The sequence below is a fragment of the Bradyrhizobium sp. genome (assembly GCF_036009065.1).
In the GTDB taxonomy this organism is placed as follows: Bacteria; Pseudomonadota; Alphaproteobacteria; order Rhizobiales; family Xanthobacteraceae; genus Bradyrhizobium.
In genome coordinates this window covers 1-15299 of record NZ_DASYMN010000217.1, presented here as the reverse complement: position 1 = coordinate 15299, position 15299 = coordinate 1, and the positions used below count along the sequence as shown (strand labels likewise).

At 61.6% G+C, this 15299-nt stretch carries 15 protein-coding genes; 5 read left to right on the top strand and 10 right to left on the bottom strand.

The window, feature by feature from the left end; all coding sequences use genetic code 11:
- Positions 1-277 precede the first annotated feature (277 nt).
- Positions 278-595 carry a co-chaperone GroES gene (locus tag VGP39_RS13335; protein ID WP_327568573.1) on the bottom strand — a complete coding sequence of 106 codons (318 nt, stop codon included), beginning with the start codon at positions 593-595 and terminating at the stop codon, positions 278-280.
- 368 nt (positions 596-963) lie between these two features.
- On the opposite strand from VGP39_RS13335, the gene VGP39_RS13330 reads away from it, so the two are divergent.
- The 3 genes from VGP39_RS13330 (at position 964) to VGP39_RS13320 (ending at position 4129) form a co-directional block, all read left to right on the top strand.
- The gene (locus tag VGP39_RS13330; protein ID WP_327568572.1) at positions 964-1248 is read left to right on the top strand and encodes an usg protein; all 285 of its coding nucleotides are present in this window, start codon (positions 964-966) and stop codon (positions 1246-1248) included.
- Positions 1249-1292: 44 nt separating this feature from the next.
- On the top strand, positions 1293-1826 hold the full coding sequence (locus VGP39_RS13325; protein ID WP_327568571.1) for a cupin: 534 nt from the start codon (positions 1293-1295) through the stop codon (positions 1824-1826).
- A 386-nt stretch (positions 1827-2212) separates the two neighbouring features.
- Complete coding sequence (locus tag VGP39_RS13320; RefSeq protein ID WP_327568570.1) at positions 2213-4129, top strand: acyltransferase family protein; 1917 nt, start codon at positions 2213-2215, stop codon at positions 4127-4129.
- 106 nt (positions 4130-4235) lie between these two features.
- Here VGP39_RS13320 and VGP39_RS13315 read toward each other — a convergent pair whose 3' ends face one another.
- The 3 genes from VGP39_RS13315 to VGP39_RS13305 form a co-directional block, all read right to left on the bottom strand.
- Complete coding sequence (locus VGP39_RS13315) at positions 4236-5486, bottom strand: NupC/NupG family nucleoside CNT transporter (protein WP_327568569.1); 1251 nt, start codon at positions 5484-5486, stop codon at positions 4236-4238.
- Between the two features lie 153 nt (positions 5487-5639).
- A complete protein-coding gene (locus tag VGP39_RS13310; protein ID WP_327568568.1) occupies positions 5640-6398 on the bottom strand; it encodes an SDR family oxidoreductase in 759 nt (252 codons plus the stop codon).
- A 131-nt stretch (positions 6399-6529) separates the two neighbouring features.
- A complete protein-coding gene (locus VGP39_RS13305; protein ID WP_327568567.1) occupies positions 6530-7276 on the bottom strand; it encodes a proteasome-type protease in 747 nt (248 codons plus the stop codon).
- A gap of 174 nt (positions 7277-7450) precedes the next feature.
- Between VGP39_RS13305 and VGP39_RS13300 the strand changes: the two genes are divergently transcribed.
- Together VGP39_RS13300 and VGP39_RS13295 are read left to right on the top strand one after the other, a co-directional pair.
- The gene (locus VGP39_RS13300) at positions 7451-7840 is read left to right on the top strand and encodes a hypothetical protein (RefSeq protein ID WP_327568566.1); all 390 of its coding nucleotides are present in this window, start codon (positions 7451-7453) and stop codon (positions 7838-7840) included.
- Positions 7841-7946: 106 nt separating this feature from the next.
- A complete protein-coding gene (locus VGP39_RS13295) occupies positions 7947-9524 on the top strand; it encodes an ABC transporter substrate-binding protein (protein WP_327568565.1) in 1578 nt (525 codons plus the stop codon).
- Between the two features lie 163 nt (positions 9525-9687).
- Here VGP39_RS13295 and VGP39_RS13290 read toward each other — a convergent pair whose 3' ends face one another.
- The 6 genes from VGP39_RS13290 to VGP39_RS13265 all read right to left on the bottom strand — a co-directional run.
- Positions 9688-10302, bottom strand: a complete 615-nt coding sequence (locus VGP39_RS13290; protein WP_327568564.1) for a hypothetical protein — start codon at positions 10300-10302, stop codon at positions 9688-9690.
- Positions 10299-10967: a hypothetical protein gene (locus VGP39_RS13285; protein ID WP_327568563.1), complete on the bottom strand. Its 669-nt coding sequence runs from the start codon at positions 10965-10967 to the stop codon at positions 10299-10301. Before VGP39_RS13285 ends, VGP39_RS13290 begins: the two co-directional genes overlap by 4 nt.
- A complete protein-coding gene (locus VGP39_RS13280) occupies positions 10957-11706 on the bottom strand; it encodes a MotA/TolQ/ExbB proton channel family protein (RefSeq protein WP_327568562.1) in 750 nt (249 codons plus the stop codon). Before VGP39_RS13280 ends, VGP39_RS13285 begins: the two co-directional genes overlap by 11 nt.
- A 262-nt stretch (positions 11707-11968) precedes the next feature.
- Entirely contained in the window at positions 11969-12805 is an 837-nt protein-coding gene (locus tag VGP39_RS13275) for a transglutaminase family protein (protein ID WP_327568561.1), read from the bottom strand.
- A gap of 201 nt (positions 12806-13006) precedes the next feature.
- Entirely contained in the window at positions 13007-13951 is a 945-nt protein-coding gene (locus tag VGP39_RS13270; protein WP_327568574.1) for an alpha-E domain-containing protein, read from the bottom strand.
- 23 nt (positions 13952-13974) lie between these two features.
- The coding region (locus VGP39_RS13265; protein WP_327568560.1) for a circularly permuted type 2 ATP-grasp protein at positions 13975-15299 on the bottom strand (1325 nt) is incomplete at its 5' end.

The window sequence follows — 15299 nt, the reverse complement described above, 5'->3', positions numbered from 1 at the left end:
GCGCCGAACGACTTGTCGAGCACGACGTTGCGGCCCTTGGGGCCGAGCGTGACCTTCACCGCGTTGTTGAGAATGTCGACGCCGCGCAGCATGCGATCGCGGGCATCGACGCCGAATTTGACTTCTTTACTAGCCATGTTTTCCGTTCCTGTGAGATTTTCTGGACCTCATCCTGAGGAGCGGTGCGAAGCGCCGCGTCTCGAAGGATGATGAGTTTGGTTGTTCACCCTTCGAGACGCCGGCTGCGCCGGCTCCTCAGGGTGAGGGCGGCGTGAACTTAAGCGGCCTTCTTCTTGGCGGCGGGAACGTCGGTGAGAACGCCCATGATGTCGCTTTCCTTCATGATCAGCAGTTCCTGGCCATCGAGCTTGACCTCGGTGCCGGACCATTTGCCGAACAGCACGCGGTCGCCAACCTTGAGATCGATCGGAATGAGCTTGCCGGATTCGTCGCGGCCGCCCGGGCCTACGGCGGTGATTTCGCCCTGCGAGGGCTTTTCCTTGGCGCTGTCCGGGATGATGATGCCGCCAGCAGTCTTCTCTTCGGCGTCGATACGCTTGACCACGACGCGGTCGTGAAGCGGACGGAATTTCATGCAGTCCTCCTAAGTTTCTGAAGATGTTTGCAGTTTCGGGAATTTTGGCAGTCGCGACCAGCGAGTGCTAGCGCAACCGAGATGGACATAAGCCAGAGTTGTCCGGGGGGCAAGCCCTGGTAGCAGAAAAATTGGCACTCGAATATGACGGCTGCCAATTTCGTTAAGTATCATTAATCGGGGCGGGAGTTCTGTTAGCACTTGCGGTAAGTCGCTGCCAATGCACGAAATATCAACACATTATTAAACTTTTAGGCTTGTGATGGGTTGGTAGCGTGCGTCACATTTGTCTCATGTGAGCGCATTTTCCACCGAGTGGCTCTCGGTCGGGCCACTGTCGCGGATGCGCTCCAGCAATGGAGGTTGGCATGGTCTCGCGGGTTGGGGTTTCCGGGGATTTCCGGAAACAGGTGCTGGGTTATGGGCTGACGACGGCGCAAATTCTGTATCGCATGCCGGATCATCCCTCGCTGCTGCAAACCTACGTCTGGCAGAATTATGATCTATTTCCCAAATTCCCGGCGCTGCGGGATTTTCTCGCCTTCTGGGAAAAATCGCTCGACGGTCCGCTGTTCGCTGTCACCGTTGCCCATTCCAAGCTGATCAAGCCGGCCGAACTGCGCGCCGTCGCTGGCGTGTTCCGGCTGCACTGAGAACTGTGCTAACCTTTCCGCACAAAACGGAAAGGGAGGCACGAATGGCGAAGCAGAAGCCGACATCAAGGGCCGCGGCACGCACCCCCGCGCAGAAAAAATCGCCCGCGACCAAACCGTCAGCCAAATCTACATCGCGCAAGCCGCTGGAGGTAAAAGCACGGGCGATGCCGGTTGCAAAGCCGCGCCGTCCGAAGCAGCGCGTCGCCATTAGCCACTATCGCGACCAGGATTTTGCGCCGAACGGCCTGCGCACCTACGCGCATTATCGCGACCTCGGCATCGCCGGCGCGACCGATGGCCTGGCGCAGGCGCATGTGATCCGCCTGATCGGGCCATGCAATCCGGCGGAGGTCTCAAAACTGCATTTCCACGATATCGAATTCCAGATGGTCTATGTCCTGAAAGGCTGGGTCAAAACCTACCTGGAAGGGCAGGGCGAGACCTTGATGAAGGAAGGCAGCTGCTGGACCCAGCCGCCGCGCATAAAACATCTCATTCTGGATTATTCCGACAATTGCGAACTCTTGGAAGTGATCCTGCCGGCGGAGTTCAAGACGGTCGAACTCGCCACGTGAATCAGGGACTTCAAGTTATGTCGTCCCGGCGAAGGCCGGGACCCATACGCCGTGCCCTCTCATCTTTGGGGAAGTGCTGGACACCAATCTCTGAAGCGTGATGAATTGAAGTCGAATCGGATTCAGCGTTCAGGTCACCTCTCCCCGCAGGGGAGAGGTCGGATTGCATCTTCAGATGCAATCCGGGTGAGGGGTTTCTCGGCGAGTCCAGTGCGCGCGGAGAGACCCCTCACCCGAAGCCTGCGCTGCGCTCCGGCTTCGACCTCTCCCCTGCGGGGAGAGGTCAAGGAGAGTCCGTCGCTCGACTTAAAGCCATCATGCTCGAGCGGCGGTGGTTATGGGTCCCCGCCTTCGCGGGGACGACGCGGGCGCGGGGACGACGGAAGGTGACGCGCGCGTATCGCGAGGACATCGACTGGCTGCGCGCCATCGCCGTGCTTGCGGTGGTGGCGTTTCACTTCGAGGCGCCGGCGGTGTTCGGCGGCTTTGTCGGCGTCGATATCTTCTTCGTCATTTCCGGATATCTGATCACCGGGATCATCCAGTCGGAAGTGAAGAGCGGCAGGTTTTCGTTTCTGCGGTTTTACGAGCGCCGGGCGCGCCGCCTGTTGCCCGCGCTGTACGCCATGGTGGCGCTGACCGCCATTCCGTCGCTGCATTATCTCTTGACCTCCGAACGCCTGGAATTTTTCCGCTCCGTCGCGGCGGTCGTGACCTTCACCTCGAACTTCTTCTTCTGGCTTCAGACCGGCTATTTCGACCACGCGGCGGTGGAGAAGCCGCTGCTGCATACCTGGTCGCTCGCCGTCGAAGAGCAGTTTTATCTGGCGCTGCCGCTGCTGCTGTGGGCGCTGCTGCGACACAAGCGGGGCGGGCGGCTGCGCTTGCCCGTTGCGCTGGTCGCGCTCAGCGTTGCTTCCTTTGCACTGTGCGTCTGGCTGATGAAGACGGACCGTTCCGCCACCGCGTTCTTCATGAGCCCGCCGCGGGCGTGGGAATTTCTGATCGGCGGCATCATCGCGGTCGAGGGCTTTCCGGTGCCGCGGAATGTGCGCGCGCGGCAGGTCGCGCGCGCGGTTGCCCTGGTGCTGCTGGCGATTCCGATATTTTCGCTGCGCCAGGGCCCGGGCTTTCCCGGCATCAACGCGCTGCTGCCGTGTATCGGAGCTGCGATGTTCATCTGGAGCGGCATCGGCGTGCCGACGCTTCCGCGAAGCCGGTTTTCACCCCTTAACGTCGTAAAATTCTTCGGCCAGATTTCCTATTCGCTGTATCTCTGGCACTGGCCGCTGTTCGCCTTTGCGCGATTTTCCAAAAGCAGCCTGGTGCTTGATCCGTCTGACAAGATCGCGCTGTTCTTGGCTACGGTCGCGATCTCGTATCTGTCGTGGCGGTTTGTCGAACAGCCCTTTCGCCGCGGCCCGCTGGCGCCGACGCGCCGCGCCGCGTTCCGCATCGCCGGAATCAGCACGGCGGTGCTTTTGGTCGCGAGTATCGCCGGCATCCTCGCCAGTCAAAATCCGTCGGAGGCCGACCGCAGCGCGTCGCAGCTTGAATCCTACAACAGCTACGCCTATCAGCCGCTGTATCGATCCGGCAGCTGTTTTACGCAAAGCTGGGCCACGTTCGACGAAAAATGCCTCGAGCTGGCACCCGGCAAGACCAACGTGCTGCTGTGGGGCGACAGCTACGCCGCGCAATACTTTCCGGGCCTCAGCAAGGTTACGGATCTGAAAGCCGTGAACGTCCTGCAGGCCACGCAGGCGGCGTGCATGCCGACCCTGAACGCGGCGTCGCAAGGCGTCGCATCGTGCAAAGCTTTTGCCGCGCGACTGGACTCCTTCTTTCAGAGCGCCAAACCCGATCTCGTCATCATCTCCGCGGATTGGCTCGAATATGCGCGGCCGCCGCGTTTCGACGGCATGATCGCCGATCTCAAGCAGACCATTGCGCGGCTCCATGCGTCAGGCATTGCCGTGGCGCTGCTCGGACCACCCGCGCAGTTCAGGAGCCGGTTGCCTGCGATGCTGATGCGGGCGCAGCTCAGGGGCGCCGAATTGCGCACCGACGATTTTGTGCTGCCGGACATTTTCGCGCTCGACGCCCGGATGCGGACGGCGCTGCCGTCGCGAGAAAAATTCTCTTATGTGTCGGTGGTCAATGCGATCTGCCCGGCGCGGCAATGTCCGCTGACGATCGGCGAGGACATTCCGCTGGCCTGGGACCACGCGCATCTGACGGCGGAGGGGTCGGAGTATGTAGTTACGAGGCTCGCGGCTACCTTGAATCTAGATAAGCCGTAACATTTTCCACGAGCGTCATCACCGGGCTTGACCCGGTGATCCATCTTCTAAAAAGGACTCTTGCGAAGATGGATGGATACGCGGGTCAAGCCCGCGTATGACGCAGTCAGGTCAGCACCCCGACGATCGCGCCCATCAGGCACGTCACCAGCGTGCCCGACACGATCGACTTCAATCCGAGTGCATTGATCTCGCCGCGCCGTTCCGGCGCCATGGTGCCGAGGCCGCCGATCATGATGCCGAGGCTGCCGAAATTTGCAAAGCCGCACATCGCATACAGCATGATCAGTTTCGAGCGCGCATCGAGCGCGTCGGGACCGAGTTTTGCAAGCTCCACATAGGCGATCAATTCGTTCAGCACGGTCTTGATGCCCATCAGGCTTCCTGCGGTGATCGCCTGGCTCCACGGCACGCCCATCAGCCAGCACACCGGCGCCATGGCGTATCCGAGCAGGCGCTGCAGCGAGATCGCGGCGCCGCCGAGATTCGGCAACAGGCCGAGCATCGCATTGGCGAGATACACCAGCGCCACCAGCACGATCAGCATCGCGACGACGTTGAGCAGCAGTTCGAGCCCGGCAGTGGTGCCCTTGACGATGGCATCCATGGTGCTCGATGCGTGGTTGTCCGGATCGTCCAAGGCGCCGCTGCTGCGTTTGCCTGATGTCTCCGGCACCATGATCAGGCTGATCAGGATCGCCGCCGGCGCTGCCAGCACCGACGCGATCACGAAATGCGCGGCGGCATCCGGGATCAGCGGCGCCAGCAGCGTGGCGTACAGCACCAGCACGGTGCCGGCGATCCCCGCCATGCCGCCTGTCATCACCAGGAACAGTTCACTGCGCGTGAGTTGCGCCAGATACGGCCGGATGAACAGCGGCGCTTCCACCATGCCGAGAAAAATATTGGCGGCGGTGGACAGCCCGACCGCGCCGCCGATGCCGAGCGTGCGTTCCAGCAGCCACGCCATGCCGCGTACGATCGGCGGCAGGATGCGCCAGTAGAACAGCAGCGTGGTGAGCACGCTCATCACCAGCATCACCGGAAGCGCCTGAAACGCCAGGATGAAATCCGCGCCGGGCGCCTTGAGGTCGAACGGCAGCGCGCCGCCGCCGAGATAGCCGAACACGAAGGCCGTGCCCGCGCGCGAGGCGGACGAAATCGCGCCGACGGCGCCGTTGATGACGGAAAAGGCGTGCGCGACGAGGGGCAGTTTTATCAGCACGAGCGCGGTCAGGAAGGTGACGGCGAGGCCGATCGCCGCCTGCCTCGGCGACACCGCGCCGCGGTTCTCGCTGATCGCCCACGCGATCGCGAGCAACGCGAACACGCCGAGCGCCGATTGCAGTTGCTGCATGTTGCCCTATCCACGCGTCGTCCCCGCGAAGGCGGGGCCCATACGCCGTGTCGTTTCAGTTCAAGGGACAGCGTTGCAAGGCCCTGTGCGATCACAAACGCCAGGGGTTATGGGTCCCCGCCGTCGCGGGGACGACGCCAGTGTGTGTTGCGCTCACCCCCGCCCGACGAACGGCATCTTGCTGGCCATCACCGTCATGAACAGCACGTTGGCGTCGAGCGGCAGGCTCGCCATGTAGGCGACCGCATCGCCGACCGCCTTGGCGTCCATGCGCGGCTCGGGAATCTTGCGGCCGTCCGGCTGCAGCACGCCGTCGACCATGCGATCGGTCATCGGGGTAGCGGCATTGCCGATGTCGATCTGGCCGACCGCGATGTCGTAGGCGCGGCCGTCGAGATTGCTCGCCTTGGTCAGGCCGGTAATGCCGTGCTTGGTGGAGGTATAGGGCGATGAGAAGGGCCGCGGCGCGTGCGCCGAGATCGAGCCGTTGTTGATGATGCGGCCGCCGCGCGGGGTCTGGTCCTTCATGATGCGGAAGGCATGCTGGGTGCACAAAAACGGCGCGGTGAGGTTGGTGTTCACCACCGCCTGCCAGGTCGCGAGCGGCAGGTCCTCGAACGGCACCGGCGGCGCGCCCATGCCGGCATTATTGAACAGCACGTCGAGCCGGCCATAGACCTCCATCACCTTTGCAAACAAGGCCGCGATCGATCCCGGGTCGGCCATGTCAGCGGTGACGGGCAGGCTCTTGCCGACGTTGTCGCCGAGCTGCCGGGTTTCTTCCAGCTTCTCCATGCGCCGCCCGGCGAGCACCACGGTGAAGCCGGCCGCCATCAGCGCCAGCGAGGCGGCGCGGCCCACGCCGGTGCCGGCACCGGTGACGATTGCGATCTTTTCTGCTGCGTCTGGCATTTTGTTTCCACCTTGTTGATTATACGAGTTAGCAATTGCTGCCGGCCTGATTTGTAGGATGGGTTGAGCTCTTGCGAAACCCATCATCTCAGACGCTTGGTGTGATGGGTTTCGCAAGAGCTCAACCCATCCTACGCTTCCTTCTTGTAGGGCGGCCGCGGGATGTTCTGGTGCGCCGCGCGGAGCGCCGCCGACCAGCGCGATCGCAGATCGTGGAAATAAGGCTCGCCCGCCTCGATGCGGTGATTGAGGTCGGCGTCGCAGGTGTCGGACCGTACCACCAGTACGTCGATCGGCAGGCCGACGCCGAGGTTGGAGCGCATTGTCGAATCCATCGAGATCAGCCCGGATTTGAGCGCTTCGTAGAGATCGACGTCGTAATGCATGGCGCGGTCGAGCACCGGCTTGCCGTATTTATGCTCGCCGATCTGCAGATAAGGCGTATCGACGGTGCATTCGATGAAGTTGCCGGCGGGATAGACCATGAACAGCCGCATCCGCGAGCCCTTGATCTGGCCGCCGAACAGGAACGACACGTCGAAATTGATGTCTTCGGATTCCAGCGCGGCGCCCTCGGTGGCATGCACGCTGCGGATCGCGCGGCCGATGCGCTGGGCGGCCTGAAACATCGTCGGCGCGTTCATCAGCGTATCGATGTCGCCGGTGGTGGGGTCTTCGAGGCCTTCGGTCAGGGTCGAGAGCACCGACTGGCTGATCGACAGGTTGCCGGCGCTGGCGATCGCCATGATGCGCTCGCCCGGCTTGAAGAAGACGTGGAGCTTGCGGAAGGTGGAGACGTTGTCGAGGCCGGCATTGGTGCGGGTGTCGGCGATCATCACCAGACCTTCCTTGACCAGAATTCCGCAACAATAGGTCATGCCCGGTCCCAAAAGCCCGATTGGAGATGATCGGCGTCACTCTACTAGCGAATTTTGCAGAGGCGTCCAACCCCGTTTGGGCATTCATGCCGGGCGAACAGCACGATTCTGCGGTGGCGCTGAAATTGCCAAGCGGGTAAACAACGATGCGTCGAATTTTCAAGCGGGCAGCGCATGAGGAAACGAACGATCGTCGGCGGCACAATTTTGGCCGCGCAGCTGGTGGGCGCTCTCGCAGCCTTCGCCGGCCCCTGGGAAGACGGCATGGCCGCCTATAACCGCGGCGATTACGTGCCGGCGATCCGGGTGTTTCGCACGCTGGCCGAGCAGGGCAACGCCAAGGCGCAGAACGTGCTCGGAATCATGTTCCGCAAAGGGGAGGGCGTGCCGAAAAATCCGGCGCGCGCGCATATGTGGTTCAGCTTTGCGGCGAAACGGGGCGAGGCCGGCGCCGAGGCCGAGCTACGCGAGGTGTCACGAACGATGACGGCGCAGGAAATTTTAGAATCCGAAGCAATGGCGAAAGCGTGCGAGGCGTCGAATTACCGGCAATGCGAGCATTGAACTCTTCACCGTGGCGCATTGCACCCGTGCGGAGGCGCCTCTATAAAAATAAAAACTTTGGGAGGGTGAAGTGCGCGCCAATCGATTGCCGGACGGGTCAAAAGCCATGTCCATCGCGCTGCTGGCTGTTGCCTTACTAGCCGCAACGCCGGCAGCCGCACAAAAAAGCGGCGGCATCCTTCGACTATATCACAACGACAATCCACCCAGCGCCTCATTGCTCGAGGAATCGACCATCGCGTCGGTGACGCCGTTTGCGGCCGTTTTCAACAACCTCGTGGTTTTCGATCCCTCAAAAGTCCACGAAAGCATCGAAACGGTGATCCCGGATCTGGCGGAAAGCTGGTCGTGGGACGCTGCGAACACAAAACTGACCTTCAAGTTGCGGCAGGGCGTGAAGTGGCACGATGGCAAGCCGTTCACGGCAAAGGATGTGCAGTGCACCTGGAGAATGCTGATCGGCAAGAGCGACGTGCAGGATTTTCGCAGGAACCCGCGCCGCGTCTGGTACACGAAACTGCAGGATGTCACGGTCAATGGCGATTTCGAAGTCACCTTCGACTTGAGCGAGCCGCAACCCAGTCTGCCGGTCTTGCTCGCGAGTGCATTTTCGGCGGTGTATCCGTGCCACGTTCCGCAACAGGTGATGCGCACCAGGCCGATTGGCACGGGGCCATTCAAATTCGCCGAATTCAAACGCGGGGACTCGATCCGCCTCGTGCGCAATCCCGACTACTGGAAAAAGGACCGGCCTTATCTCGATGAGATCACTTTCAAGATGATCGACAGCCGTTCGACGCGAATGCTCGCCTTCGCAACCGGTGAATTCGACATCACCTTTCCGTCGGATGTCAGCGTTCCCTTGATGAAGGACGTGAAGGCCCGGGCGCCGAACGCGATCTGCGAGATGATCCCCACGGGAACGCAGATCAACCTGCTGGTGAACCGCGCCAATCCGCCGTTCGATGATGCGGACATACGCAAAGCGATGTCGCTGGCTATCGACCGCAAGGCGTTCAACACGGTTCTGATGGAAGGATTGGCGCTAATGGGCGGGGCCATGCTGCCGCAGCCTGTGGGCGAGTGGGGGATGCCGCCGGAAATGGTGTCATCGCTGACCGGATACGGCCCCGACACCGAGAAGAATATCGCGGAAGCCCGACAGATCATGCAGAAGCTTGGCTACAGCGAAGTCAAACCGCTGCAGATCAAGATCCAAACCAGAAATCTTCCGACCTATCGCGATCCTGCGGTGCTTCTGACCGACCAGCTCAAGAAAATCCATATCGTCGGCGAACTGGATATTCTCGACACGCCGCGATGGTATGCCAAGCTGGCGAAGAAGGATTACACCATCGGGCTGAACGTGACCGGCATCAGCGTCGATGATCCCGACGGCAACATCGTCGAGAATTATTCGTGCAACTCGGAACGCAATTATACGCAGTACTGTAATGCGGAGGTAGACAGGCTGCTCGCCGCGCAGTCCAGCGAGCTGGACAAGGAGAAACGCAGGAAGATCGTCTGGGACATCGAGCGTATCCTTGTCGACGACGCGGCGCGTCCGATCGTCCTGTTCGGCACGGCAGGGAACTGCTGGCAGCCCTATGTCAGGAATTTCAAGCCGCACAATAACAGCCAGTACAACAATTTGCGGTTCGAGGAGGTCTGGCTGGATAAGTAGCGGTCGTTCCCCGGACGCAGCGCAGCGCGTAGCCCTTTGCGGAGCGGTGCGCTGCAGAGCCGGGGTCCCGGTTACTTGCAATTAGAGGAAACCGGGGTCCCGGTTCTGCGAAGCAGCGCTTCGCAAAGGGCTACGCGCTGCATCGCGCCCGGGACACGGTGACCTAAGGCACGTCCTTCTTAGGCATCAGCGGCGCCGGCAACGGTGCAAAGCTGATGCTTTGATTTTCGCCGTGCCTGAAGGCGGGATCGACCGCACTCCCGGTCGACGGATCGCCCCCGCCCGTCGTGGTAATCGTGGAGGGAGTCACCAGACGGACTGCTTCTTCTGCTATTCCGCCCTCGCCAGTGCCGAAATCGGCACTGCGGCCGCCTTGCGGCTTCCCCTCGGCGCTTGCAGCGATTGCCTTTTCGGTCTTTTCCGCCAGCTTGGCGTCATAGGGCAGCCGGTAGGCGCGCGGGACGCCGCTCGGCCGATTGTCCTCGGCCAGTGCCTCCACCCAGAGATGGATGGCGCCGGGTTCGCCTTCGAGGGAATGAGGTTCGACGATGCGGGCCTGCAGCAATTTGAAGCGGGGCGGAAGCGGCTCGCGCGATGACCAGCCAAGCAGCCCGCGCGCGCCGACAAAACTGACCAGATAGAAGCAACTCGTCACCACGATCGCGGCCGCCTTGGCGGGCCATGGCAAGCGCGCGTAAACCAGCAGCAAAAGCAGCAGCGCGCCGATCACCGCGTAGGCAATCGCCAGAGCGAGAACGATGGTTTCGAAATCTGTCACAGCTTCTTCACGTAGCCGGTTTTCGGGTCGAGGTCCGCACCGTTCCTGTTTACGTTGCGAAACGTTTCCATCAACGACTTCTGACGGCTGTTGACGTCGATCACCTTGCCTGCCGCGTCGAGCGTAAAGCGCACGGCCGTTTTCTCGTCGCCGGTATGGTCGACCATGATGACATTGTCGTAGATGACCTGCGCGGTCGGATTCAGTTTCTGCACCTTGACCTTCGCTGCGACGGGTTTGCTGGTCAGCGCCTGAAAATGGCTGACGTTGATGGTATATTCTCCCGGGAGGATTCCGCGGACGGTGACGATTTCCTCGCGAATCGGCGAGGGGATTTTCTTGCCGTTGACGATGATGAAATCGTTCGCGCCGCCGCGATCGTCGCGGTCAAGCACCAGGAAACCGGCCTCACGCCGGCGATACCAGGCGATATTGCCGACGGGATCCTGCACGAACATGTCGAGATCGTCGGGATGATTGTCGGGCCAGTCCATGGTGATGATGAACTCGGCCTTGGAGTCGATCTTGCCATCGGTGGCTTCGGGTCTGATCGCTAGCAGTGCGATAAAAAACAGGAAGGCGATCACCTGCAGCGCCTTGAACAGCATCACGCTGAAAGGGTCGAACGGTTCCTCGCGGGGATACAGGCCGAAGTCATCGTTCATGAACGCGTTCCAGCGCGGGAACGACGCGGGTTTCTGTCAATGTGACGGCCTGCGAAAATACCCGCGCCGTCGCCGCGTCGAGCATGTAGTACTGGACCTTCAACAGGATCGAACCGACCAGGCCGGCAAGCGTCGTATACATCGCGATCGCCATGCCGTCGCTCATCAGGCCCATGGAGGATTTCATCATCGCGCGATCCGTCGCATCCAAACCGGCGATCGGCGCGAGCATGACGATAAAGCCGATAATGGTGCCGAGCAGGCCCAGCTTCATCAACGTATCGCTGGCGAATGCGCCGAAACCGTTTGAGCCGCGCAGCCGATCGGCGAGCGATCGCAGCAGCAGGGTTTGATCGACGCGCCCGGACGCTTGCGTTTCGGCCTTTACGGCGAGGTTGTGGATATGATCGGACACCAGGCCGGGCGGCAGCGCGTCTCGCCAGGACAAGGTTGCCGCATTTTTGGAGAGCATGAGAGCAGCCTCGCGGCTTGCATCCGCTTCGCGGGCGATCGCAAGAGTTCGCCACAGGCAGTGCAGCGAACTTGCGAGATAAAGCATGCAGATGATCGTGGAAATATAGGTGCGATCGGACGCAACCATCAACCGGATGAGTCCGTACTGCCAGAGCAAGACACCGGCAAATGCGCAAAGCCCGGTGAAGATCATCCAATGCAGCAGCGGAGCACGATCGGGGGCGCTGAAGGTATCACGCTCCGACGACATGGTCGTCACGCTCATTTTTCGTCCTCCCAGACGCGGAAAACGACGAGGCAGCGGTCAACAGCAAGCGAGTTCAACTGCGCCGCGAGGTCTGTCTTCTTGTACCGCCGTTCTGAACGTCATGCGAGCCAAAACCGACCATCCTCCGTCATTCCGGGGCGCGAGCGGAGCGAGCGAGCCCGGAATCCATAACCTCTGTGTTTGCGTTCAGCAGCCATACCCCAACACAGGGGTTATGGATTCCGGGTCCACGCGAAGACGCGTGTCCCGGAATGACGACTTACGACTGCGATTGCGACTGGCCCTGCCGCCCGGCCTGATCGACCTTGACCGCTACCGTCAGGGTCTCCTTGCCGCCGCCGTAACGCGTGCCGCGTACCGGGGCGGCGCCGAGGTAATCCAGGCCGATCGCGACGCGGGCGTGCGCGTCGGTAGTGCAGATGCCGTTGGCGGGATCGAACCCGACCCAGCCGAGAGCGGGCACAAACGCCTCCGCCCAGGCATGTCCGGCTTGCTGGTTGACCATGCCGTCGGCGCGCAAAAAGTGTCCGGCGACGAAACGCGCGGGCACGCCGCCCGAGCGCGCGCAGGCGATGAAGATATGCGCGTAGTCCTGGCAGACCCCGCGCTTCCCGGCGAATGCTTCGACCGCCGAGGTGCCGGAGTTGGTCGGGTCTTCATCGAAGGTCATATGCTCGTTGATCTGCATCATCAGCGCATGCAGGAATCCGAGCACGTCGTTCTCGGATTGGGATCGCAGCTCGCGGGCAAACGCCGCCATCGCCGGGTTGACTTCGGTCAGCGACGAGGAACGCAGGAACAGGCTCGGCGGAAAGCGCTCGTCAGTGCCTCTCAGCACGCCGCCGGTGTCGTGGGTTTCGATCAGGCCTTCGACATGGATGGTGAGATCGGCAAGCGGCCCATAGGTCAGCACGTGAGTGACATTGCCGAACGCGTCCTGATGTACGTCGAGTCGCGAATCGGTTGACACGTCGATCTGCCAGTTGGCGACGTACTGGCCGTCGTGGCTGCCCGGCGTCATCCTCAAGATCTGGATCACGCCGGTGGCGGCCGGCTCGTAGCGATAGGTGGTGGAATGTGAAATTCGCAGGCGCATGGTTGTCCTATCGGCTCGCAAATCCGCTTTCGTCATTCCGGGGCGTGAGCAATGGGTCGGCGCGAAGCGCGGCCTGATGGTCGCGAGCCCGGAATCCATAACCACCATCGTGAGTATGGATTCCCCGCCTGCGCCCCAAGTCGGCAGTCGCCGACCGAAAGGCGCATCCCGGAATGACGGATACTATTTTTGTCGCCGCCATCAGATCAAATACTGCTTGGCGATGATCTCGCCGAGCCTGCCGTTGTCTCCGATGAATTCCTGGATGAATTCATGCACGCCGTGCTGGAAGATATCGTTCATGTTGCTGTGCTCAAGACGGTTGCGGACGCCGCGGGCGTGGCGCTGGGCGGCGCCCTGGCGGCCATAGGCGACGCCGATCTGATCGAGATTTCGCACCAGGTTGCTGTAGCAACTCGCCAGCGAGCGCGGCAGCGACTCGTTCAGTATCAAGAGGTCGGCGATCAGCCACGGTTTCAGCGTCTCACGATAGACCCAGTGATACGCCGTCAATGCCGAGACCGAGCGCAGGATCGAGGTCCACTGGTAGTAATCCAACGGGCCGCCGACATGTTCTTCCTCGGGCAGCAGCACGTGATACTTCACATCGAGGATGCGCGCGGTGTTATCGGCGCGCTCCAGATGCAGCCCGAGCCGCGAGAACCAGTAGGCGTCGTTGCGCAGCATGGTCCGGTACGCCGAGCCGTCGAACCGCAACGAGATTTCCTGCACGAAGCGCAGGAACTTGTTGAGCTCTTCGCGGGTCTTGGTGCCTTTGCCCCAGACCTCCTGCAATTCAATCCAGGCGCTGTTGATGGTGTCCCACATCTCGGATGTCAGCGCGGTGCGGACCGAGCGGGAATTCAGCCGCGCATTCTCGATGCAGTTGCGGATCGACGAAGGGTTGGCCGGCGAGAACGACAGGTATTCGACCATGTTGCGTTCGTCGGCCTCATCGTAGATGCCGTAAAAGCTGGCGCTGACGCCGGCAGTGAGCAGCGCCGAATCCCATTCATTGGTCTTGCCGATATAGGTGTTCGGCAGCGCGGTGACGCGCAGGGTCGCCTCGATGGTGCGCGCGAGATATTCCGCGCGTTCGACATAGCGGGCCAGCCAGTAGAGGTTTTCGGCGGTGCGCGACAGCATGCGGTGACGTTGCTCTCTCAAGCCTAACTCAGTTCGTCCAAAATCCAGGTATCCTTGGTGCCGCCGCCCTGGCTCGAATTGACCACCAGCGAGCCCTCCTTCAGCGCCACGCGGGTCAGCCCGCCCGGAATGATATTGACGCGGTCGCGCCCGGTCAGCACGAACGGGCGCAGGTCGACATGGCGCGGCGCCAGGCCTTTATCGGTGCAGGTCGGGCAGGTCGAGAGCGCGAGTGTCGGCTGCGCAATGAAACCCTCGGGCTCGCGCTTCAGTTTATCGCGGAACGCTTCGATGGTGGCCTTGGTCGCGGCGGGGCCGATCAGCATGCCGTAGCCGCCGGAGCCGTGCACCTCCTTCACCACCAGTTCGGCGAGGTTGTCGAGCACGTAGGCCAGATCCTTTGGCTCGCGGCAGCGCCAGGTCGGCACGTTTTTCAGGATCGGTTCTTCGTCGAGATAGAATTTCACGATCGCCGGCATATAGCTGTAGACCGCCTTGTCGTCGGCGATCCCGGTGCCGACCGCGTTGGCCAGGGTAACGGTGCCGGCCATGTAGGCCGACATCAGACCGGGTACGCCGAGCGCGGAATCCGGGCGGAAGGTGAGGGGATCGAGAAAATCGTCGTCGACCCGGCGATAGATGACGTCGACGCGCTTGAGGCCCTCGGTGGTGCGCATCAACACCTCATCGTTCTTGACGATGAGGTCGCGGCCCTCCACCAGTTCGACGCCGAGCTTGTCGGCCAGGAAGGAGTGCTCGTAATAGGCGGAATTGTAGACGCCGGGGGTCATCAGGGCCACGGTCGGCTCCGCCGAAGCGCTGACCGGCGCCACCGAGCGCAGCGCGGAGAGCAGTTCGTCCGGATACTTTTCCACAGGTGCGACGCGATGCCGGGCGAACAGGTCCGGAAACAGCCGCATCATGATTTCGCGGTTTTCCAGCATGTAGGACACGCCGGAGGGGGTGCGCGCGTTGTCCTCCAGCACGAAGAAATTTTCAGGCTCGGTGCGGATGATGTCGATGCCGGCGATATGGACATAGACGTCATGCGGCACGTCCTGGCCGTTCATTTCGGGGCGGAATACCGGGTTCTGGAAGATCAGGTCGTCGGGAATGATGTTGGCGCGCAGGATGTCGCGGCCATGGTAGATGTCGCGCAAAAACATGTTGAGCGCGCGGACCCGCTGCTTCAGGCCCTTTTCCAGCAGCACCCATTCCTTGGCGGAGAATATCCGCGGGATCACGTCGAAGGGGATCAGCCGTTCCTGGGCTTCCGCGTCGCCATACACGGCAAAGGTGATGCCGATCCGGCGGAACAGCAATTCGGCTTCCTGGCGGCGATATTCCA

Bases quoted from the DNA above. Each gene is read 5' to 3' on its own strand.
- VGP39_RS13305 (WP_327568567.1), bottom strand. From the start codon at position 7,276: ATGACCTATTGTTGCGGAATTCTGGTCAAGGAAGGTCTGGTGATGATC.
- VGP39_RS13270 (WP_327568574.1), bottom strand. From the start codon at position 13,951: ATGCTGTCGCGCACCGCCGAAAACCTCTACTGGCTGGCCCGCTATGTC.
- VGP39_RS13310 (WP_327568568.1), bottom strand. From the start codon at position 6,398: ATGCCAGACGCAGCAGAAAAGATCGCAATCGTCACCGGTGCCGGCACC.
- VGP39_RS13335 (WP_327568573.1), bottom strand. From the start codon at position 595: ATGAAATTCCGTCCGCTTCACGACCGCGTCGTGGTCAAGCGTATCGAC.
- VGP39_RS13285 (WP_327568563.1), bottom strand. From the start codon at position 10,967: ATGAACGATGACTTCGGCCTGTATCCCCGCGAGGAACCGTTCGACCCT.
- VGP39_RS13330 (WP_327568572.1), top strand. From the start codon at position 964: ATGGTCTCGCGGGTTGGGGTTTCCGGGGATTTCCGGAAACAGGTGCTG.
- VGP39_RS13280 (WP_327568562.1), bottom strand. From the start codon at position 11,706: ATGAGCGTGACGACCATGTCGTCGGAGCGTGATACCTTCAGCGCCCCC.
- VGP39_RS13325 (WP_327568571.1), top strand. From the start codon at position 1,293: ATGGCGAAGCAGAAGCCGACATCAAGGGCCGCGGCACGCACCCCCGCG.
- VGP39_RS13300 (WP_327568566.1), top strand. From the start codon at position 7,451: ATGAGGAAACGAACGATCGTCGGCGGCACAATTTTGGCCGCGCAGCTG.
- VGP39_RS13315 (WP_327568569.1), bottom strand. From the start codon at position 5,486: ATGCAGCAACTGCAATCGGCGCTCGGCGTGTTCGCGTTGCTCGCGATC.
- VGP39_RS13275 (WP_327568561.1), bottom strand. From the start codon at position 12,805: ATGCGCCTGCGAATTTCACATTCCACCACCTATCGCTACGAGCCGGCC.
- VGP39_RS13295 (WP_327568565.1), top strand. From the start codon at position 7,947: ATGTCCATCGCGCTGCTGGCTGTTGCCTTACTAGCCGCAACGCCGGCA.